The organism is Pseudomonas sp. UM16 (genome assembly GCF_050312595.1).
Lineage (GTDB): Bacteria > Pseudomonadota > Gammaproteobacteria > Pseudomonadales > Pseudomonadaceae > Aquipseudomonas.
Map to the genome: position 1 here is coordinate 25,376 of NZ_JBNPJT010000011.1, position 20,862 is coordinate 46,237.

Genomic DNA, 20,862 nt, shown 5'->3' on the forward strand with positions numbered 1-20,862 from the left:
ACACCATAACCGGCTATGATCAACGCGGCAGCATTGTTTGCCAGTGCGCGCTTGATGACCTCTCTGGGATAGACACTGGCGCTATCGATTGAGCCACGAAAGAGCACCTCAAAACCTAATGGCCGGTGTTTGGTGTCGAGAAAAAGGCAGCCAAACACTTCGCTGCTTTCATGGCGCAACTTGGCTTTGAGGTAGCGTCGTACCGCGTCGGGGCTTTGCAGTGCCGAATCGCGAACAATGGTTTGCTCCAAGTGCCGCCGCCCGATTTCCATCACGGCTTGCAACTGGGTGTATTTCGCCGGCCCCAGCCCAACTTCACGCTGAAACGTGGCCTGATCAGCCTCCAGCAGATAACGCAGTCCACCAAATTGCTTCAACAGATGCCGCGCTAGGTCAACGGCGCTCATACCCGCGACACCTGTGCGTAAAAATACTGCCAACAGCTCAGCGTCCGACAAGCTGCCTGCCCCACGTTCCAACAGTTTTTCCCGCGGCCGCTCCGCCTCAGGCCAATCCCTGATACTCATGCCCCACCTCCCTGTCCATCGGTTGCTGCTCCTGTGTTTGTACCCTGTGCTACATTACCCGCACTTTTTTACGCGACGATTCGGCCTGGGGAGGCGTCGTCGCCGCGTGCAATCACTGAGCAAAAGGCAAGCCTATGCAGCGGCTGTATCGTAAGCGCATCGTTCTCGGCGTCGGCGGCGGCATCGCCGCCTACAAAAGTGCCGAACTGGTTCGCCGGCTTCTGGAACACGGTGCGCAGGTGCGCGTCGTCATGACCCGCGGTGGCGCTGAGTTCATCACGCCACTGACCCTGCAAGCACTCTCCGGCCACCCGGTGCACATGGACCTATTGGACCCTGCTGCCGAAGCGGCGATGGGCCATATCGAGCTGGCCAAGTGGGCCGACCTGGTGCTGATTGCGCCAGCCACCGCCGACCTGCTCGCGCGCCTGGCCCAAGGTGTAGCCGACGACCTGCTGACCACCCTGGTGCTGGCCACCGACGCCACTGTGGCCGTCGCCCCGGCGATGAACCAGGCCATGTGGCGCGACCCGGCCACCCAGGCCAACCTCGAACTGCTGCAAAGCCGCGACATCAAGGTCTACGGCCCGGCTTCCGGTAGTCAGGCCTGTGGCGATGTTGGCCTGGGGCGCATGCTCGAAGCCAACGACCTGGCCTGGTGCGCCGCAGAAAGCTTCAAACGTGAGTCACTGACCGGCAAACACATCGTGATCACTGCCGGGCCGACCCAGGAAAACATCGATCCGGTGCGCTACATCACCAACCACAGCTCCGGAAAAATGGGCTTTGCCCTGGCCGAAGCGGCGGTCGAGGCCGGTGCCAAAGTCACCCTGATCAGTGGCCCAGTGCATTTGCCAACACCTGACCGGGTCAGCCGCATTGACGTGGTCAGCGCCCGCGACATGCTCGCCGCCTGCGAAGCGGCGATGCCCTGCGATGTTTTCATCGCCTCGGCTGCGGTCGCGGACTACCGCCCAGAAGTGGTTGCCCCACAGAAACTCAAGAAAGACCCCACGACAGGTGACGGCCTGCTGCTGCAGATGGTGCGCAACCCGGACATTCTCGCCAGTATCGCCACCCGTCCTGATCGCCCGTTCAGCGTCGGCTTCGCTGCCGAAACCGAACACCTGCTCGACTACGCTGCGCGCAAGCTCAAGGACAAGAACCTCGACCTGATTGTCGCCAACGATGTGGCCAACCCCAGCATCGGCTTCAACAGCGAGGAGAACGCCTGCAGCGTGATCGATCGCCAGCTCCACGAAACACTCTTCGCACAGACCAGCAAGGGCAAGATCGCCCGCCAGTTGGTTGCTTTCATCGCCGACCGTCTCAACCAGGTTTAACTCTGTATGCACGCTCTACAAGCCAAGATTCTTGATCCACGCATTGGCAGCGAATTCCCGCTGCCGCAGTACGCCACTCCAGGCTCGGCCGGTCTCGACCTGCGCGCCTTGCTCAAGGAAGACACTGTCCTGGAGCCAGGCCAGACCTTGCTGATCCCTACCGGTCTGTCGGTGTACATCGGCGACCCTGGCCTGGCCGCACTGATCCTGCCGCGCTCGGGCCTTGGGCACAAACACGGCATCGTCTTGGGTAATCTGGTCGGCCTGATCGATTCCGACTACCAGGGCGAGCTGATGGTTTCCTGCTGGAACCGTGGCCAGACGCCCTTCACCATCGCCGTCGGTGAGCGTATTGCGCAACTGGTCCTGGTACCGGTGGTGCAGGCTCATTTCGATATCGTCGAAGCCTTCGACGAGAGCCAGCGTGGCGCTGGCGGCTTTGGCCATTCGGGCAGCAACTGATCCGCCAACTGCCCACTGTGCGCCAAGGATGGCGAACTCTCTGGCGAAATGACCGTCAAAGCGTTCAGTTTGAGCCTGCCCTGCACGCCCTCGATATTGGAGCTCCCCAGAGATGAACGACATGGCACACCTGGTACCTGTACTTCCAGAAAGCATCTTCCGCGCTTACGACATCCGTGGCGTGGTCGGTGACACCCTGACCGCCGAAACCGCCTACTGGATCGGCCGCGCCATCGGTGCGCAAACCCTGGCCCAAGGTGAACCGAACATTTCCGTCGGCCGTGATGGCCGCCTGTCTGGCCCGATGCTGGTCGAGCAACTGATCAAAGGCCTGGTCGACGCCGGCTGCCAGGTCAGCGACGTCGGCCTGGTACCGACCCCTGCCCTGTACTACGCCGCCAACGTCCTCGCCGGCAAGTCCGGTGTGATGCTCACCGGCAGCCACAACCCGCCGAACTACAACGGTTTCAAGATCGTCATTGCCGGTGACACCCTGGCCAACGAACAGATCCAGGCCCTGCTGACGCGCCTGAAAACCAACGACCTGAGCCGTGGCGAAGGCCGTGTGGAAAAGGTCGAGATTCTTGAGCGCTACTTCAAGCAGATCACCGGCGACATCAAGCTGGCGAAGAAACTCAAGGTCGTGGTCGATTGCGGCAACGGTGCCGCGGGTGTCATTGCCCCGCAACTGATCGAAGCCCTGGGCTGCGAAATGATCCCGTTGTTCTGCGAAGTCGACGGCAACTTCCCCAACCATCACCCGGATCCGGGCAAACCCGAGAACCTGGTTGACCTGATTGCCAAGGTCAAGGAAAGCGGCGCCGACCTGGGCCTGGCCTTCGACGGTGATGGCGACCGCGTTGGCGTCGTTACCAACACCGGCAGCATTGTTTACCCCGATCGCCTGCTGATGCTGTTTGCCCAGGATGTCATTGAGCGCAATCCGGGTGCCGAAATCATCTTTGACGTCAAATGCACGCGCCGCCTGACCCCGCTGATCGAGCAATACGGTGGTCGCGCGCTAATGTGGAAGACTGGTCACTCGTTGATCAAAAAGAAGATGAAGGAAACCGGTGCCCTCCTGGCCGGCGAGATGAGCGGACACATCTTCATCAAGGAGCGTTGGTATGGTTTTGACGACGGCATCTACAGTGCCGCACGCCTGCTGGAGATTCTCAGCAAAGCCAAGACCGATGCCGAGCAGCTGTTCGATGCGTTTCCGAATGACATTTGTACGCCGGAAATCAATATTGATGTGACCGACGAAGGTAAATTCAGCATCATTGATGCACTGCAACGCGAGGCTGACTGGGGCCAAGACGCCAACCTGACCACCATTGATGGTGTGCGGGTCGACTATCCCCACGGCTGGGGCCTGGTTCGCGCGTCCAACACCACACCGGTGCTGGTACTGCGCTTCGAGGCCGACACCGACGCCGAACTGCAGCGTATCCAGGAAGTATTCCGCGCCCAGTTGAAGCGCGTTGCTCCTGATCTGCAACCCAAGTTCTGACCGACTATCTGTTCCAACTGGAGCCCTGCATGACCCTCGATCGCGATGCCGCCACCCATGTCGCCCAGGTTTTGTCCGAAGCGCTGCCTTACATCCGACGCTTTGTCGGCAAGACCCTGGTGATCAAATACGGCGGCAACGCGATGGAGAGCGAAGAGCTCAAAACCGGTTTTGCCCGCGATATCGTGCTGATGAAGGCGGTCGGCATCAACCCGGTGGTCGTGCATGGTGGCGGACCGCAGATCGGTGATCTGCTCAAGCGCCTGTCGATCGAAAGCCACTTTATCGATGGCATGCGCGTTACCGACGCGCAGACCATGGACGTGGTCGAGATGGTGCTTGGCGGCCAGGTGAACAAGGACATCGTCAACCTGATCAACAGCCATGGCGGCAGCGCCATTGGCCTGACCGGCAAAGACGCCCAGCTGATCCGTGCGAAAAAGCTCACCGTTACTCGCCAGACGCCAGAGATGACCACCCCGGAAATCATCGATATCGGCCATGTCGGCGAAGTGGTCGGGGTGAATACCGACCTGCTGAACATGCTGGTAAAAGGTGACTTCATCCCGGTCATCGCACCAATCGGCGTCGGTGCCAACGGCGAGTCGTACAACATCAACGCTGACCTGGTCGCGGGCAAAGTGGCAGAAGCACTGAAGGCTGAAAAGCTGATGCTGCTGACCAACATCGCCGGCCTGATGGACAAGCAAGGCACCGTGCTCACCGGCCTGACCACTGAGCAGGTCAACGAACTGATCGCCGATGGTACTATTTACGGTGGCATGCTGCCGAAGATCCGTTGCGCTCTAGAAGCGGTGCAAGGCGGCGTCAACAGCTCGCACATCATTGATGGCCGGGTACCGAATGCGGTGCTGTTGGAGATCTTTACCGACAGTGGTGTGGGTACGTTGATTACCAACAGTAAGCCTCGTTAAGACGAGAAGACTAAAGAAAGGCGACCTCAGGGTCGCCTTTTTTGTATCTATGCGGTGGCTCGTGCCCCCATCTTTGACTTTATAGTCAAGTGCGCAAGAAGTTGCGCACCCACCTGTGGATAACTCCCCCTAGCCATCGCTACAAGCCAAGTCTTTCAAGGCTTACAGCCGAGTGCGCAACTTCTTGCGCAGTACTGCGCAAGAAGTTGCGCACTTTTCATCGATTTTTGCGGCTAAAAGCGGCTTCAGACACAGGGGCCGGTGCTGAAGACCGCGGATTACCTGGCCTTAGCAATTAATGGCACGCCTCTTGTACTCACCTGCGCTGCTTACAGACAAACCAAGGTGAACGCCAGGCGAAAAACTGATTGAGCTTGAGCGTCTTTGAATCACAAGGATGATGATGCATGAGCAGCACTTATACGGTTAAACATGGCGATACCCTAGGGCAAATTGCCCAACGACATGGCGCTAAAGTATCTGAGATCCAGGCGCTTAACCCGATCATTGGTGACCCTAACCATATCAAAGCCGGTTGGGAGTTAAAGCTTCCCGGCGCCGCGCCAAAACCTGAACTACCGCCACCGATGCATGCGCATAGCACTACGTCGATTGCGCTCAAGGGGCAGGCCGAATGTGACGAGGAACTGGTTGACGTCGCCCACGTTACTGGCGAGCCGCATTTCTATGTACTGACCGCCAAACAGTCCAAAGCACTGAAGCAGGAAATCAACGCGGTGCAGAAGCTCATGGATGAACTGCATCAGAACCTGGCTAAAGCCTTGCCTGCCCTGCAGTGCAAGAAGCTTCAGGCCCCCATGGCCAGTTGCACCTGTGCGGGGTGCGTCAAAGATGCCTGGGCGCAGAAAGCCGAAGGCGCCGGGTTGCTGGTACGCGAGACCAAGCCCCAGCCCAGCACAATCGCGCCCCTCACCACTGACAAAGACCTGCAGGGCCGCCTGGCGACCTTACAGCAAGCGCGTGATTGGTATCAGGATTACAAGCCCAGTGCTTTGAGGACCACGCAATTTGAATCCAACTGGAAGTCCTTGCAGAGCAAGAAGGTCCTGGAACTGGATGGTGAAATCGGCAAACTCCGCGCCGAACTGGCGGCGCAGCGAGCACCCGAGCCGGAAGACAGTTTCAGCACTGCCAATAGTGCGGCGCCCGACTTGAGACATGGCATGGGGAGGAGCTTTGAGCGTCAGCAAGGCAAGCAAACCAAGACTGGCATTAACGTAGTGGAAATCATCCTGTTCAGCGACCCCACCCGGCGCCACTACATCTCGATCCCGTACCGCGAAACCACCTCCTGGAAGGTTCGCGCCTCAACGCGGATTATGGCTGGCAAACCGTTCAACAAGCAGCTGGCCACTGACTTGATTAAAGACATCAAGGAGGCGATCGGAAAAGGGCGCAAGGCGGGTCCGTTGGGCAGCCTGGAGCTGAAGATCAGCAGCTGGAACAGCAAGGAGGACAACCTGCTCAACACGCTGCATCAGGAAGTATCCTGGACCTCTAACCAGAGCGACGCCGCCCCTTATGCCGTAACGGCAGAAGCCCACGCCCTGCGTTTCGCGGCCAGCGCCAGTGCCGGCGTGAATAACTGGAATCCCATGGAAGGCAGTATCGATGTCGGTGTCAGAGGTAGCGCGGCACTCTCTTTGGCAGAAGCTTCGGCGTCGTTGAACTCGTACTTCCCTGACCAGGGTGGGCATGTCGCGAACATGTCCTATCGCAATGCCTTGGGTATGGAAGTGCTGCATCCCGTGGGCGTGTTTCGCCTGAGTGGCAAGTTGGAGTTTTCGTGTTTTGTCGGTGCCAAGTTACAGGGGGAAGCTGGGGTTAAAACGCAATACAAGCCTAGTGAAACCCCAGCAGGTGCGACTGCTTTGCTAGGTACTCCGGCCATAGCGCTCGGCCCCAGTGGCCACATCGGCGTCAAGTGCGAAACGTTTGCCGGTGCTCAGGCTGGCGGCGCTCTAAGTGGCGCATTTGAGTGGGTTGCGCCGGACAAGCAAGGGACGGGAAAGGCCGTCGTCGGCCAGGCCAATGCCAGCAGCAATTGGGTCGCGTTGGCGAAAATCAGTGCGGAAGGGAATGCGGCTTTGGGAGTGGGGGGAAGCGGTGAGTTTGGCCTCGAAATTTCGAAAGATCGATTAGTGCTTAGCTGTAGAGGCTCCATGGTGTTGGGCCCCGGTGCCGGAGGTGGATTTGCTACAGTGGTGGACATTGAGCAGATTGGAAAGTTGACCTTGCTGTTTTGCAATGCTTTGGCGGATATGGACTATAGATACCTGTTGGGGGTTACGGAAGGGGCTTTTAGTTATTTAGCTGCAGGCCTGTATCAGGTGGCAACTTCACCCGCGAATGCAACTAGTAAAGCATTTGATGGCAGTGCTTCATTAATAAACCGGTGGTGGGAGAAGCGATCGGCGTCCAAGGCTGAAGCGCAAATCTTGGCGAGATATGTGGACAAGCACAAAACCGATAAAGTCATGATAGTTCGGGGCGAGCTTCTGCCTTTTAGCTTGCTTCCACCCGAAACCCTGGGCCCGATGGTCTATGTGCTGACCGAAGGGTTTGTCGAGAGCTTTAACAAGCTGCAAGAAGAAGCGCTTGTCATTCTCCTCTCAGAGATACGAAGCTGGCGGCAATTTATCGAGGTACTTGAACATTGCTCGCCCAAGGCGGGAAAAGTCAATGCCATGGAGAGTTTGGAAAGGATCAACGCCATATTAGACGGCTATGAGCAAAGCCAGTTCAACCGATTTATTGAAAATTTGGCAATTAACCAACTGGCCGAGCCCTCGGCCAGAGTGGCGTGGAAGCCAAGCAATGCTTGGCGTAAGGAAAAAGTGTTGCTGGCGGCGCGTAACAGCGGGCGGTTTGATGGCTTAGCTTAAATTATTTACGCATTTAGAAATGAAGGCGCGTCAAGGCGTCTTTATTTCTAAATCACAATGGCTCTTCTGACTGAATTGCGCAGCGAAAGCTGGCGCCAGGATTATAAAAGCCTTGATTTGGATCATCGCCCCAACGGCGAACGGCGCTAGCGCTCAGAAGTGGGCCCTCTAGCACATTTGCCCCCCGCCTGACCCTTTGGGTACCAGTGCTTGGCCCTTGCGGATTCTCCACGGGGGATTGCCGATAATAATCCTTGCCGTACCAGTCATTGACCCAGTCAGTCGCATTGCCTGAGAGATTGTAGAGTCCCAGTGGATTGGGGACGAAACTGTCGACTGGAAAAGTGTCCATTTTATCGGGCTCAGGAAAGTTTCGCCCGTAGTTCAGATTGCCATTATCCGTAGGAAAGACCACGTACTGACCGCGACTTCGAGCAGCATACTCCCATTGCGCTTCAGTTGGTAAGTCTACGGGGTAGCTACTCAGTTGGCCGAGCCAGTTGCAGTAATTCTTGGCTTCTTGCCAGCTTTTAGTGGGAGCTGGAAGATCTGATTGGTAGAGATCTTGTAAGCCTTCCCGTTTTCGATCTTCTGTATCAAATACTGGTTTGTCTTGAGCAATAAAAAACAAATCGAAGTCCTCAAGCTTTACTTGAAATTTCGACAGGTGGTAACTACTCAATTTCACCGGGTGAACGAAGTCATCCTCCCCAAACGGGGTGATACGCCCCATTCGCTCCGGCTCTATCCCGCATGGCCAGTCACATAAATTTGCAGGGTCATCGTCATACGGCCAGCCAAAATCCCCCATCTGAAATTCACCCCCTTCGACAAACACCATGTTGTCTAAAGACTGCACCACGGTGTTGAGTAGCTTGCCACGCAGCTCGGTGGAAAACTTTGGATATTTCTGTTCGATGGTTGCAGCAATCTGAGCGACCTTGTCTGGGGAAAGTTTTTGGCTTTTAGGAAGTGGTATCGATTGCGCTTGGCAGCCGAATAGCACTAGTAACGCGCAGAGGGGGAATATGACTTTTCTTGCCACAGGATGTCCTTATACATGTAAAGTGGATAATTGCGTCGCTTCATTAGCTTTAGCATGGCGCCGATGAATAAATTATTCAATCAGATTATTGTGGTATGATTTTTGGTGGTCGTATTATTTTTATAATTTCAATTTCGGATAATTCCCACTAATCTATCAGAATTAACTTATTGATTTATTTCTGCTCGCGATCTGAAATTTTTATTAGTTGTTCGCTTAGATCCGGGTGCTTCCTGTCGATGGAGAGGGCAATCAATATGTTGTGCACGCAACTGGCGGCGCAGAAAAACGTATCAGTAGTCAGTAAAACCCGGCTTTAGACATGGCAAGGGATGCGGCTTTTGAAAGCCAACGTGGCAAGTAAACCAGGTCCGATATCACGGTGGTGGAAATCATCCTGTTCAGCGACCCCACCCGGCGCCACTACATCTCCTGCTACGACGATCACCAAGGCGTTTGAGGACGGCTTTAACGATATGATTTTATGGTGGAAAGAGAGGCAGGCAACCAGGGTTGAAGCTGAGGCACTGGCTGACTACTTGATTGCACATAAGGAAGATAAAGTCATAAAAAATCGTCAGCAGGATGTACCTCTGCGCGTATTGCCGCCGGAAACCATTGGCCCCATGGTTTACCTGCTGACAGAAGGTGTGGCCGCGGGAGTGACTGGCATGTTCATCGAAAATCAGGAGCAGGCTCTGGTCATTCTTCTTTCCTAAGTACGTCACTGGCGGCAATTTATCGAAGTGCTAGAGCATTGTTCGGTCGACGAAAAAAAGGTTAATGCCATGAAGAGTTTGGAGCGTATTAACGCCTTGCTCAACGGACATGAACAAAATCAATTCAATCGTTTTATTGACAGCCTGGTAATTAATATTTTCTAGTCTAAAGAGACTGATCGGACTGAACAGCGCAACGGAAGCTGAAGCCTGGGACATGCCGCTTTCTCACAGGCTCCTCCCCCCATCGCCGCACCGTACTAGCACTGATCAACGGGGCCTCACCATACCCTGACCCTCTAAGAGCCCGAAGCGTGCCTGTTTCGGGGCCGGTAGGGTTTTCCAGCGGTGAACGACGGTAGTAGTCTTTTTCGTACCAATCATTGACCCAGTCAGTGGCATTCCCTGATAGGTTGTAAATCCCTAGAGGGTTAGGGACAAAACTATCAACGGCAAATGTAAGACGTTTACCTTTGCCCGATGAAGGAAAGTTACGCCCATAGTTCAGGCTCCCATTGTCGGTAGAAAATACCACGTGCTGGCCACGATTCCGCGCGGCATATTCCCACTGGGCCTCTGTAGGCAGATCCACTGGAAAGCCACTCAGCCCCCCTAACCAACCGCAGTACTCCTTGGCTTCTTGCCAGCTTTTGGTCGGTGCAGGTAGGTTGGGTGCGTAAATAATTTCCTTCAGATCTTCTCGCTTACGATTTTCCGCATCAAACAACGGCTTGCCCTGAGCGATAAAAAATAGATCAAAATCCCTAAGCGTCGTCTGGTATTTCGATAGGGAGTAACTACTCAGCTTAACGGGATGAACGAAATCGTCGTCACTGTGTATGCTTATACGGCCCATCCGGTCTGGCTCCACACCGCATGGCCAGCCACACATATTTGTCGGGTCGTCGTCATACGGCCAGCCAAAATCCCCCATCTGGAATTCACCACCCTCGATAAACACCATATTGTCCAGTGACTGCACAACAGTATTCAACAGCCTGCTGCGCGTTTCGGCGGAAAGTCCTGGGTATTTTTGATCAATCGTCACCGCGATCTTGGCGACTTTCTCGATAGATAGTTTCTGACTTTCAGGCAGTGGATATTTTTGTACTTGGCAGGCGGTCAGCAGCAATAGAGAATAGATGGACAATAAGATCTGCTTTGCCATAAGAACGTTCCAGCGTTTGCCAATCGAAACCTGGAGACTATCATGCTTCTATTTCGATAATTTAGAACAAACGCCTTAGCCATAAATTTCAGAAAAGTCCTACTAATTATTCAGAATCGTCTCATGCATGCTCATTTAAATGCCACGCACTAGTGCAGTTCTGAGGCGCGATCCTGTTACCTCTATTTAAACCTGGATTTTCTTTCGAATACGAAAGTGTACCGCAAGAAAAAGGCGCTCATAGGCGCCTTTTTCTTTTCCAACCTCAGATCCCGTACTGGGCCCGATAGGCCTCGACGGCCGGCAAGTGCTGCTTGAGCGCCGGATCGTCGGCGAGGAACTCCAGCACCTGGGTCAGCGACACAATGCTGACGACTGGAATGCCGAAGTCACGCTCCACTTCCTGGATCGCCGACAGTTCACCGTTGCCGCGCTCCTGGCGGTTCAGTGCGATCAGTACACCAGCAGCCTTGGCCTGCTGACCCTGGATGATCTGCATGACTTCACGGATCGCGGTGCCCGCAGTAATCACGTCGTCAATGATCAGCACGTCACCTTCCAGCGGCGCACCGACCAGGCTGCCACCTTCACCGTGGGCCTTGGCCTCTTTACGGTTGAAGCACCATGGCAGGTCGAGGTTGTGATGCTCGGCCAGAGCCACGGCAGTGGCTGCCGCCAGGGGGATACCCTTGTAGGCCGGGCCGAACAGTACGTCGAACGAAATCTTGCTGTCGACAATCGCCGCCGCATAGAAACGCCCGAGCTGAGCCAGGGCCGAGCCACTGTTAAACAGGCCGGCATTGAAGAAATACGGGCTGGTGCGCCCGGATTTGAGGGTGAATTCACCGAAGCGCAGAACCCCGCGGTCGATGGCAAAACGAATGAAGTCGCGCTGATACGGCTGCATGAAGAGTCCCGGATACCACGGATTTAGCTAAATGAGTACAGCTCGGGTATCATACACGCACGAGATTTTTGGGGCCATTTATGCGGATCATCAGTGTGAACGTAAATGGCATTCAGGCTGCAGTCGAGCGTGGTTTGCTCAGCTGGCTGCAAGCCCAGAATGCCGACGTCATCTGCCTTCAGGATACCCGCGCCTCGGCCTTTGAACTCGACGACCCAGCTTTTCAGCTTGATGGCTACTTCCTTTATGCCTGCGACGCAGAAGTTCCCGCCCAAGGCGGCGTGGCACTTTATTCGCGGTTGCAGCCCAAGGCAGTCATCAGCGGCCTGGGCTTCGAGACAGCCGACCGCTACGGACGTTACCTGCAGGCCGATTTCGACAAGGTAAGCATCGCAACGCTGCTGCTGCCTTCGGGAATGAACGGCGACGAAGACTTGAACCAGAAATTCAAGTTGATGGACGACTTCGCCAAGTACCTGGACAAGCAGCGACGCAAGCGTCGCGAGTACATCTATTGCGGCTCGTTGTACGTGGCGCAGCAGAAGCTCGACGTCAAGAATTGGCGCGACGGCCAGCAGTCGCCGGGTTTCCTGGCGCCGGAACGCGCGTGGATGGACACCGTTGTCGGTGACATGGGCTATGTTGATGCCCTGCGTGAAGTCAGCCGTGAAGGTGACCAGTACAGCTGGTGGCCGGACAATGAGCAGGCCGAGATGCTCAACCTGGGTTGGCGTTTCGACTACCAGCTGCTGACCCCGGGCTTGCGCCGCTTCGTGCGTAGCGCACGCCTGCCGCGCCAGCCACGCTTCTCCCAGCACGCGCCACTGATCGTGGACTACGACTGGACGCTGACGATCTGATTCGTTCAGGCACAAAAAAACCGACATCACGTCGGTTTTTTTGTGCCTGCTATGAGCTGATCACTATTTGATCGGTCGCCAGGTCATCGGGTAACGATAGGGCTGCCCGTCATTGGCCTTGACCCCAGCAACAATGGTCAACACCAATACGGCAACCATCAACATGCCAAACAGCACGATTCCCACCAGCACGAACATCAGCGCGAAGCAGATGATCGAGGCCAGGAACACGGTGAGCTGAAAATTCAGCGCTTCCTTGCCCTGGGCATCGATGAACGGATCAAGGTCTTTCTTCCAGATCCACATCACCAACGGACCCAACAGGTTGCCGAAAGGCACGATCAGGCCCAGCAACGCGGCCAGGTGGCAGAACATCGCCCACTGTCGAATCTCGGCATTGGGGGTGGGCAACTGCAACGGTTGCTCGCTCATGTTCTGCTCCTTGCCGTGTCGAAATCAGTCAGCCAGCGAGGCCTGCTGCAGTTCGAACAGATCAACCATGCCCTTTTGCGCCAGCGCCAGCATGGCGTTGAGCTCTTCCGGCTGGAACGGCGCGCCTTCGGCGGTGCCCTGGACTTCGATGAAGCCACCCTGGCTGGTCATGACGACGTTGAGGTCGGTCTCGGCAGCCGAGTCTTCCAGGTAGTCCAGGTCAAGTACGGCCTCGCCCTGATACATGCCAACCGAGACGGCGGCGATCATGTGCTTGAGCGGGTCACCGCCCTTCAGGCCGCCACGCTTCTTGACCACGCGCAGGGCGTCTACCAGAGCAACCATTGCACCTGTGATCGAGGCAGTGCGAGTACCGCCGTCGGCCTGGATCACGTCGCAGTCGACGTACAGGGTGATGTCACCGAGCTTACTCATGTCCAGAGCGGCACGCAGCGAACGGCCGATCAGGCGCTGGATTTCGAGGGTACGACCACCCTGCTTGCCACGGGCGGCTTCACGCTGGTTACGCTCGCCAGTGGAGCGCGGCAGCATGCCGTATTCGGCGGTCAGCCAGCCTTGGCCCTGGCCTTTGAGAAAGCGCGGTACGCCGTTCTCGACACTGACCGTACAGACGACTTTAGTGTCACCGAACTCGACCAGTACTGATCCCTCGGCGTGTTTGGTGTAGTTGCGGGTGATGCGGATCGAGCGGAGCTGATCGGCAGCGCGACCACTTGGACGTTTCATTTGGGATACCTGTACTGGGTTTGAATCTGCCCAGCATTATAAGCGTACCGGGCCTTGAGGGCATACCTATTGTCGCAGGCCCCGAAACAGAGGGCCCAGAGGCGTTGGTCGGTTTTTTCCGGGAGTTGCGTGAGTGTTTGTACCATCAGTGGATTGGGAGCCTGCGCCGCACTGCGCTACAATCTTGCGCCTTTGCAGCCGGTTGGCTTTCTCTTGACCCTTTTTTGCGAGGTACTTCCCATGGTGCACAGCATGACCGCTTTTGCTCGTGTCGAGCGCGCCGGTAGCCAGGGCACCCTGATCTGGGAACTCCGCTCGGTCAACCATCGCTACCTGGAACCTCACCTGCGCCTGCCCGAAGCCTTGCGCGACCTCGAAGGTGCAGTGCGTGAAGCACTGCGCCAGGGCTTGTCACGCGGCAAGGTCGAATGCACCTTGCGTTTCAATGAAGAAAACGCCGGCAAGCCGCTGCAAGTTGACCGTGAGCGCGCTGCACAATTGGTGGCCGCTGCCGAGACCGTCGCCAGCCTGATCAAACAACCAGCGCCACTGAACCCGCTTGAAGTGCTGGCTTGGCCTGGTGTGCTGGTGGCCGATGCCAATGATCCACAAACCCTCAACAACGAAGCCAAGGCGCTGTTTGTCGAGGCGCTCAACGAGCTGAAAAACGGTCGCAACCGTGAAGGCAGCGAATTGGCCCGCCTGATCAACGAGCGCCTGGACGGCATGGCCAGCGAAGTCACCACCCTGCGCGCCCTGGTGCCGCAGATGCTCGCTGCCCAGCGCCAGAAGATTCTCGACCGCTTCACCGACATGCAGGCCGAACTCGACCCGCAGCGCCTGGAGCAGGAAATGGTCCTGCTGGCGCAAAAGAGCGACGTCGCTGAAGAGCTCGACCGCCTGAGCACCCACATCACCGAAGTTCGCCGGGTGCTCAAGTCCGGCGGCGCTGCTGGCCGGCGCCTGGACTTCCTGATGCAGGAGCTCAACCGCGAAGCGAACACCCTGGGCTCCAAAGCCTTCGACCCACGCAGCACCCAGTCCGCGGTCAACCTCAAGGTACTGATCGAGCAGATGCGTGAACAAGTACAGAACATTGAGTAAGGCCACCCCGACCATGAATCACAGTAGCGGCACCCTTTATATCGTTTCTGCCCCCTCCGGCGCTGGCAAGACCAGCCTGGTCAAGGCCCTGATCGACGCTGACAACAGCATCCAGGTGTCGGTTTCGCACACCACCCGGGCCATGCGCCCTGGTGAAGTGCACGGCGTGAACTACCACTTCGTCGAGCACGCCGAGTTCAAGCTGATGATCGAGCAAGGCGACTTTCTCGAACAGGCCGAAGTCTTCGGTAACTATTACGGGACTTCGCGCAGCGCACTGCAGCAGACCCTCGACCAAGGCCACGACCTGATCCTGGAAATCGACTGGCAAGGTGCTCAACAGGTGCGTGAACTGATGCCTGAGGCGCGCTCGATCTTCATCCTGCCGCCGACCCAGGAAGCCCTGCGTCAACGCCTGACTAACCGTGGTCAGGACAGCGACGAAATCATCGAAGGACGGATGCGTGAAGCGGTCAGTGAGATGAGTCATTACGACGAATATGACTTCGTCATCATCAACGATGACTTCGCCACTGCGCTGGAAGACCTCAAGGCGGTGTTCCGCGCCAACCGCTTGCTGCAGGCTAACCAGCAGCAGCGTCATGGCCAACTGCTCAAGCAATTGCTTGCCTGAGCAACCGGTAACTCCAGCCGCTTAGCGGCGGCTGGAGACCGTGGCATGACGACGCAAGGTCATGCCCAGGAAGAACGCCGGCGCCCGCAGGCGTGACAGCATCATCAGCCCCAACCCCAGCAGGGTGATGATCACCGCGATTACGAACACCAAGCCCAATCCACCCACATGCGAACCGCTGCCAAACGATGGCGAAGCGCTGTCGTAGGCGGTTTGCAGGAAAATCACTGAGAGAATGCCGCCACCGAGCAGCGGGCACAGCCCACGCAACAGGAAGTGGCGCACGCTATCGAACAGACTGTGGCGGAAGTACCAGACACAGGCATAGGCGGTCAGCGAGTAGTAGAAGCAGATCATCATGCCCAGGGCAGTGATGGTGTCGGCCAGCACGTTCTCACTCAAGGTACGCATGGTGACGTAGAACACACCCGCCGCCACACCGGCACAGATGGTTGCGTAACGCGGGGTTTTCGACCGCGGGCAGACGCTGGCGAAGCGCTCTGGTACTGCACCGTAGTACCCCATGGCGAGCAAAGTGCGCGCCGGCGACACGAAGGTCGACTGCAGCGAAGCAGCGGTACTGGCCAAAACGGCAATCGACATCAGGATCGCCAACGGCCCCATGACTGGACCGGCCAGGTGGGCGAAGACGTTCTCCTGAATACGCGGATTGTTCAGCCCCAGGCCAATATCACTGATACCGGCAAACTGCAGCGTGGCAATCGCGGTCACCAGGTACAGGCCGAGAATCAGCAGCACCGTCAGGGTCGCCGCGCGGCCGGGTGTATCACCGCTGCCCACCGACTCTTCACTGATGCTCAGGCAGACATCCCAGCCCCAGAAAATGAAGATCGACAGCGACAGACCCGCAGTAAACGCCGAGAACGACTCAACGCCAAAGGGGTTGAACCAGTCCAGATCGAACTCCAGTGGCGGGGTTTGTGCAGATGAGCCGCCGAAGGCTGCCAAGGCAAAGCCCACCAGCACCACCAACTGCAACGCTACCAAGCCGTACTGCACGGTCATGGTGGTGGCAATGCCGCGACAGCAAATCCACACCGCCATGGCGATGAACACGCAACAGGTGATGACATTGATCAGCAGATTGTCGGCCAGCGCAGCCACCTCGTGGCTGCCGGTGATCTGTCCGAGGAACAAATAAAAGAAGTCGACTGCCACCCCCGCAAGGTTGGACAGGACGATGGTGGTGGCCGTGACCAAGCCCCAGCCGCCGATCCAGCCGATCATCGGGCCGAACGCCCGCGCCGACCAGGTAAAGGATGTACCGCTGTCAGGTTCCGCCGAGTTCAGCTCACGGTAGCCCAGTGCGACCAACAGCATGGGCAGGAAGCCAACGATAAACACGGCCGGCAGGTGCGCACCGACTTCACGCACGGTTGGGCCTAACGCACCGGTGAGGGTGTAGACCGGTGCAATGGTGGAGATGCCCAGGACAATGCTCGCCAGCAATCCGAGCCGGCCCTTGGCCAGCCCCTTGGTTGCTCCCGATGCGCTTGATGCCTGGGGGCGAGCCTGTCCGATACCCGGGGACAGGCCTGCTTCGTATTCGCTCATGAGTAGTTGCCGCCGCTTTTACTATTGTTTTTCAAGACGCCCCGCAGCGCGCCCGCTTTCACTCATTGAAACCTGTTATCTGGTGCTGCTGTTCCGGCTCACTCGGCTGACCTTATAGGGCCTTCCCCCGCTGACGCTCGCCCCTTGCACGGGCCAGACATGCCTCACGAAACGCCTGGAAAAGACGCAATGAAACCGGGTTGTCGGCCAAGCGGTATTCGGGGTGCCACTGCACACCGACCACAAAGCCCGAGGCGTCCTCCATGGACACCGCTTCGATCAATCCGTCCGGCGCCAGGGCCTCGGCACGCAGGCCGCCAGCCAGGCGGTTGATGCCTTGGCTATGAAGCGAATTGACCATGAAGCTCTGCTCCAACCCAAGCCGTTCGAACAACCCACCGGGCTGCACGGTCACGCTATGGCGGGGGCTGTATTGCACTTCCAGTGGTGCGTCCTGCGGCTCGCGGTGATCGAGGAAACCTGGCAGCTCTTGGACACGCTGATGCAGGCTGCCGCCCAAGGCGACGTTCAATTCCTGAAATCCACGGCAAATGCAGAACACCGGCACACCGGTGGCAATGGCGGCCTGCAATAACGGCAGGGTCAGCCGGTCGCGAAACACATCGTGCTTCGTACCTTCCACGCTGGGGGCGCCATTGTAATGATGCGGCTCGACATTTGAAGGCGATCCGGTAAAAAGAATGCCATCGAGGCGCTCCAGCACGCGCTGCGTGTCAACCGGCTCGGCGCGTGCTGGTAGGATTACAGGGATTCCGGCGAAACCCGCCGCTTCGACGTACTTGTCGCCAACCGTGTGCGAGGAATTGTTGCCCAACTGCTGACGACAGGCAGAAATGCCAATCAAAGGCGGCAGGTCATTGGTAGTTTGCATGGGTTCACCCTCCCTTACAGCTTGATCCAGGTCGCCTTGAGTTCGGTGTATTTGTCGAAAGCATGCAGCGACTTGTCGCGACCATTGCCCGACTGCTTGAACCCGCCAAAGGGCGCGGTCATGTCACCGCCGTCGTACTGGTTGACCCACACGCTGCCAGCGCGCAGAGCGCGAGCGGCCTTGTGGGCGCGGGAGATATCGTTGGTCCACACTGCTGCGGCCAGGCCAAATGGGGAATCGTTGGCAATGGCAATCGCCTCATCGGCGCTGTCAAAGGTGATCACCGAAAGCACTGGGCCAAAGATCTCCTCGCGAGCGATGCGCATGGCGTTGGTCACACCATCGAAAATCGCAGGCTGCAGGTAGACGCCACAGGTGTCTTCCAATACACGCTCGCCACCGGTCAGCAAGGTCGCACCATCGGCCTTGCCGGCCTCGATGTAGCCCAGCACGGTATCGAGCTGAGTGCTGTCGACCAAGGCGCCGACGCGCGTCTCAGGGTCCAGGGCGTGCCCCGGTTTCCAGGCCTTGAGGGCTTCGACCACCATCGGCAGGAAACGCTCTTTGATGCTGCGCTCAACCAGCAAGCGCGAACCGGCGATGCACACCTCACCCTGGTTAAAGGCGATGGCGGCGGCTGCCGCATCCGCGGCCGCCTGCAGGTCGGGGGCGTCAGCAAAGACGATGTTCGGGCTTTTACCGCCGGCTTCCAGCCAGACCCGCTTCATGTTCGACTCACCGGCATAAACCATAAGCTGCTTGGCAATGCGCGTGGAACCGGTGAACACCAAAGTATCGACATCCATGTGCAGGGCCAGGGCCTTGCCAACGGTGTGACCGTATCCGGGAAGGACGTTGAGCACGCCAGCCGGGATACCGGCCTCAAGTGCCAACTGGGCAATACGGATTGCGGTCAGGGGTGATTTTTCGGACGGTTTGAGGATCACCGAGTTACCGGTGGCCAGGGCCGGGCCGAGCTTCCAACAGGCCATCATCAGTGGAAAGTTCCACGGAACAATGGCCGCAACCACGCCGACCGGCTCGCGGGTGACCAGACCCAGCTGATCGGACGCGGTTGCAGCAACTTCGTCATAAATCTTGTCGATGGCTTCGGCATGCCAGCGAATGGCATTGGCCGCCGCCGGAATATCAATGCTCAGGGAATCGGCAATCGGCTTGCCCATGTCCAGGGTTTCCAGCAACGCCAGCTCTTCGGCGTTGGCCAGCAGCAAGTCGGCGAAAGCGATCAGCACTCGCTTGCGTTGCGCCGGTGCCTGCTGTGCCCAGACACCACTGTCAAAACTGCGCCGAGCGGCAGCAACGGCACGTTCGGCATCAGCGCTGTCGCAGCTGGCGATCTGTGCTAGCTGGCGGCCATCGACCGGGCTGGAGCAAGCGAAAGTGTCACCAGCAACACTGGTGCAATACTGCCCGTCGACGAAGGCGCGGCCTTCGATCTTCAGGGTCTGGAACAGCTGTTCCCAGTGTTCACGTGGCGCAATTGTCATTGTTATTTTCTCCGGGCATCACACGGTATGCAGGTACCAGTTGTATTCGAGGTCGGAAATCGACACCTCGAACTCGGCCATCTCGCTTTCCTTGCAGGCAACAAAAATATCGATGTAGTCCGGGCTGATGTATTTGTTCAGCACTTCGCTGTCATCGAGTTCACGCAGCGCATCGCGCAAGTTGTTCGGCAGGCTCTGCTCCAGTTGCTCGTAGGAGTTGCCTTCAATTGGCGCGCCCGGCTCGATCTGGTTGGTCAGGCCGTGGTGAATGCCGGCCAGAATCGCCGCCATCATCAGGTACGGGTTGGCATCGGCACCGGCCACGCGGTGTTCGATCCGCACAGCATCGCTGCTGCCGGTCGGCACTCGGACGGCTACGGTACGGTTGTCCAGGCCCCAGCTTGGCGCATTAGGCACATAGAACTGGGCGCCAAAGCGGCGGTAGGAATTGACGTTCGGGCAAAGGAAGGCCATCGACGCCGGCATGGTTTCCAGCACGCCACCGATGGCGTGACGCAGGGTTTCGCTCTGCTCCGGGTCGTCGCTGGTGAAAATGTTCTTGCCGGTTTTCTTGTCCAGCAACGAAATATGCACGTGCAGACCGTTGCCCGCCTGGCCCGGGTAAGGCTTGGCCATGAAGGTGGAATCCATCTCATGGTCGTAGGCGATGTTCTTGATCAGGCGCTTGAGCAGAACCGCGTAATCGCAGGCCTTGATCGCGTCAGCAACATGATGGAGGTTGACTTCGAACTGAGCTGGCGCGCTTTCCTTGACGATGGCATCGGCTGGAATGCCTTGCTCTTTCGCCGCTTCCAGCATGTCCTGCAGGCAGTCGACGTACTCGTCCAGATCATCGATCAGGTACACCTGGGCTGACTGCGGACGCTTGCCCGAAATCGGCGAGCGCGGTGGCTGCGGCCGACCGTTGAGGTTGTCTTGATCGATCAGGTAAAACTCAAGCTCGAATGCCGCACAGATATCCAGACCCAGCGCGTCGAACTTCTCCACCACGCCGCGCAGCACTTCTCGCGGGTCGGCGAAGAACGGCGCACCGTCCAGTTCGTGCATGGTCATCAGCAACTGCGCGGTAGGACGCTTCTGCCAAGGTTCGTAAGCCAGAGTGCCAGGGATCGGGAAGCAGATGCGGTCGGCATCGCCAATGTCCAGGCCCAGGCCGGTGCTTTCCACGGTTGAACCGTTGATGTCCAGGGCGAACAGAGAAGCCGGCAGGTTGATGCCTTTTTCGTAGACTTTAACCAGGCTCGCACGCTCGATGCGCTTGCCACGTACCACGCCGTTCATGTCGGCAATCAGCAGGTCGACAAATTGCACCTCAGGGTGGGCCTTAAGAAATTCACCCATCTCGTCGAGAGGGATGGCGCGCGGGGAGACCGACGTCATGGCTAGGCATCCTTTGATTTTTTGTCGAGCGATTGTCGAGGAGGTACTGCGGCGCTACTGGGAGCGGCGATGGTTTCGTTTGTTCTTTTAAGTAGTCCCATCGTGGGGAACTGCAGATCGCTGTCATCTGGGACTCTCGTTCCACATGCTGACAACGTCAGGAGTTGATTCACGACTGCTGGCT

The 20,862-nt window shown here is 57.5% G+C and carries 17 protein-coding genes and 2 pseudogenes; 9 read left to right on the plus strand and 10 right to left on the minus strand.

The features are described from left to right. Window positions 1-14: 14 nt before the first annotated feature. Window positions 15-527: pseudogene (gene radC, locus ACQRAX_RS14470) on the minus strand (RadC family protein); the annotation flags it as partial. 134 nt (window positions 528-661) lie between these two features. Between radC and coaBC the strand changes: the two are divergent. The 5 genes and pseudogenes from coaBC to ACQRAX_RS14495 all read left to right on the plus strand — a co-directional run bounded on the left by coaBC (window position 662) and on the right by ACQRAX_RS14495 (window position 7,686). Then, window positions 662-1,870, plus strand: coding sequence for a bifunctional phosphopantothenoylcysteine decarboxylase/phosphopantothenate--cysteine ligase CoaBC (coaBC, locus tag ACQRAX_RS14475; RefSeq protein WP_412040349.1), 1,209 nt, complete (start codon window positions 662-664; stop codon window positions 1,868-1,870). Window positions 1,871-1,876: 6 nt separating this feature from the next. Beyond that, window positions 1,877-2,332 (plus strand): dUTP diphosphatase, encoded by a 456-nt coding sequence (dut, locus tag ACQRAX_RS14480; protein WP_412040350.1) that lies wholly within the window; start codon window positions 1,877-1,879, stop codon window positions 2,330-2,332. 136 nt (window positions 2,333-2,468) lie between these two features. After that, window positions 2,469-3,845, plus strand: a pseudogene (locus ACQRAX_RS14485) (phosphomannomutase/phosphoglucomutase); the annotation flags it as partial. A 29-nt stretch (window positions 3,846-3,874) separates the two neighbouring features. Continuing rightward, on the plus strand, window positions 3,875-4,780 hold the full coding sequence (argB, locus tag ACQRAX_RS14490) for an acetylglutamate kinase (RefSeq protein ID WP_045181313.1): 906 nt from the start codon (window positions 3,875-3,877) through the stop codon (window positions 4,778-4,780). Between the two features lie 407 nt (window positions 4,781-5,187). Continuing rightward, window positions 5,188-7,686 carry a LysM peptidoglycan-binding domain-containing protein gene (locus tag ACQRAX_RS14495; RefSeq protein WP_412040351.1) on the plus strand — a complete coding sequence of 833 codons (2,499 nt, stop codon included), beginning with the start codon at window positions 5,188-5,190 and terminating at the stop codon, window positions 7,684-7,686. Between the two features lie 52 nt (window positions 7,687-7,738). Here the strand turns inward: ACQRAX_RS14495 and ACQRAX_RS14500 are convergent, their stop codons facing one another. Continuing rightward, window positions 7,739-8,731: a formylglycine-generating enzyme family protein gene (locus tag ACQRAX_RS14500; protein ID WP_412040352.1), complete on the minus strand. Its 993-nt coding sequence runs from the start codon at window positions 8,729-8,731 to the stop codon at window positions 7,739-7,741. Between the two features lie 341 nt (window positions 8,732-9,072). On the opposite strand from ACQRAX_RS14500, the gene ACQRAX_RS14505 reads away from it, so the two are divergent. Beyond that, window positions 9,073-9,450, plus strand: coding sequence for a hypothetical protein (locus ACQRAX_RS14505; protein WP_412040353.1), 378 nt, complete (start codon window positions 9,073-9,075; stop codon window positions 9,448-9,450). A 166-nt stretch (window positions 9,451-9,616) separates the two neighbouring features. On the opposite strand, the gene ACQRAX_RS14510 is transcribed toward ACQRAX_RS14505, so the two are convergent. Then, window positions 9,617-10,618 carry a formylglycine-generating enzyme family protein gene (locus ACQRAX_RS14510; protein WP_412040354.1) on the minus strand — a complete coding sequence of 334 codons (1,002 nt, stop codon included), beginning with the start codon at window positions 10,616-10,618 and terminating at the stop codon, window positions 9,617-9,619. Window positions 10,619-10,883: 265 nt separating this feature from the next. Then, window positions 10,884-11,525: an orotate phosphoribosyltransferase gene (gene pyrE / locus ACQRAX_RS14515; RefSeq protein WP_412040355.1), complete on the minus strand. Its 642-nt coding sequence runs from the start codon at window positions 11,523-11,525 to the stop codon at window positions 10,884-10,886. Window positions 11,526-11,605: 80 nt separating this feature from the next. Here pyrE and ACQRAX_RS14520 point away from each other — a divergent pair, with 80 nt between their 5' ends. Next, entirely contained in the window at window positions 11,606-12,385 is a 780-nt protein-coding gene (locus ACQRAX_RS14520) for an exodeoxyribonuclease III (protein ID WP_028942456.1), read from the plus strand. Between the two features lie 63 nt (window positions 12,386-12,448). On the opposite strand, the gene ACQRAX_RS14525 is transcribed toward ACQRAX_RS14520, so the two are convergent. Next, window positions 12,449-12,817 carry a DUF4870 domain-containing protein gene (locus tag ACQRAX_RS14525; protein ID WP_045186164.1) on the minus strand — a complete coding sequence of 123 codons (369 nt, stop codon included), beginning with the start codon at window positions 12,815-12,817 and terminating at the stop codon, window positions 12,449-12,451. Window positions 12,818-12,841: 24 nt separating this feature from the next. Further along, complete coding sequence (gene rph / locus ACQRAX_RS14530; protein WP_045186166.1) at window positions 12,842-13,564, minus strand: ribonuclease PH; 723 nt, start codon at window positions 13,562-13,564, stop codon at window positions 12,842-12,844. 240 nt (window positions 13,565-13,804) lie between these two features. On the opposite strand from rph, the gene ACQRAX_RS14535 reads away from it, so the two are divergent. Both ACQRAX_RS14535 and gmk read left to right on the plus strand, forming a co-directional pair. Beyond that, window positions 13,805-14,668, plus strand: coding sequence for a YicC/YloC family endoribonuclease (locus ACQRAX_RS14535; RefSeq protein ID WP_412040356.1), 864 nt, complete (start codon window positions 13,805-13,807; stop codon window positions 14,666-14,668). A 13-nt stretch (window positions 14,669-14,681) separates the two neighbouring features. Continuing rightward, the gene (gmk, locus tag ACQRAX_RS14540; protein ID WP_412040357.1) at window positions 14,682-15,302 is read left to right on the plus strand and encodes a guanylate kinase; all 621 of its coding nucleotides are present in this window, start codon (window positions 14,682-14,684) and stop codon (window positions 15,300-15,302) included. 21 nt (window positions 15,303-15,323) lie between these two features. Here the strand turns inward: gmk and ACQRAX_RS14545 are convergent, their stop codons facing one another. The 4 genes from ACQRAX_RS14545 to ACQRAX_RS14560 all read right to left on the minus strand — a co-directional run bounded on the left by ACQRAX_RS14545 (window position 15,324) and on the right by ACQRAX_RS14560 (window position 20,678). After that, the gene (locus tag ACQRAX_RS14545; protein WP_412040358.1) at window positions 15,324-16,877 is read right to left on the minus strand and encodes an APC family permease; all 1,554 of its coding nucleotides are present in this window, start codon (window positions 16,875-16,877) and stop codon (window positions 15,324-15,326) included. A 112-nt stretch (window positions 16,878-16,989) separates the two neighbouring features. Then, the gene (locus tag ACQRAX_RS14550; protein ID WP_412040359.1) at window positions 16,990-17,769 is read right to left on the minus strand and encodes a gamma-glutamyl-gamma-aminobutyrate hydrolase family protein; all 780 of its coding nucleotides are present in this window, start codon (window positions 17,767-17,769) and stop codon (window positions 16,990-16,992) included. Window positions 17,770-17,783: 14 nt separating this feature from the next. Beyond that, on the minus strand, window positions 17,784-19,277 hold the full coding sequence (locus ACQRAX_RS14555; RefSeq protein WP_412040360.1) for an aldehyde dehydrogenase: 1,494 nt from the start codon (window positions 19,275-19,277) through the stop codon (window positions 17,784-17,786). A gap of 18 nt (window positions 19,278-19,295) precedes the next feature. Next, the gene (locus ACQRAX_RS14560) at window positions 19,296-20,678 is read right to left on the minus strand and encodes a glutamine synthetase family protein (protein WP_412040361.1); all 1,383 of its coding nucleotides are present in this window, start codon (window positions 20,676-20,678) and stop codon (window positions 19,296-19,298) included. Between the last annotated feature and the right edge of the window lie 184 nt (window positions 20,679-20,862).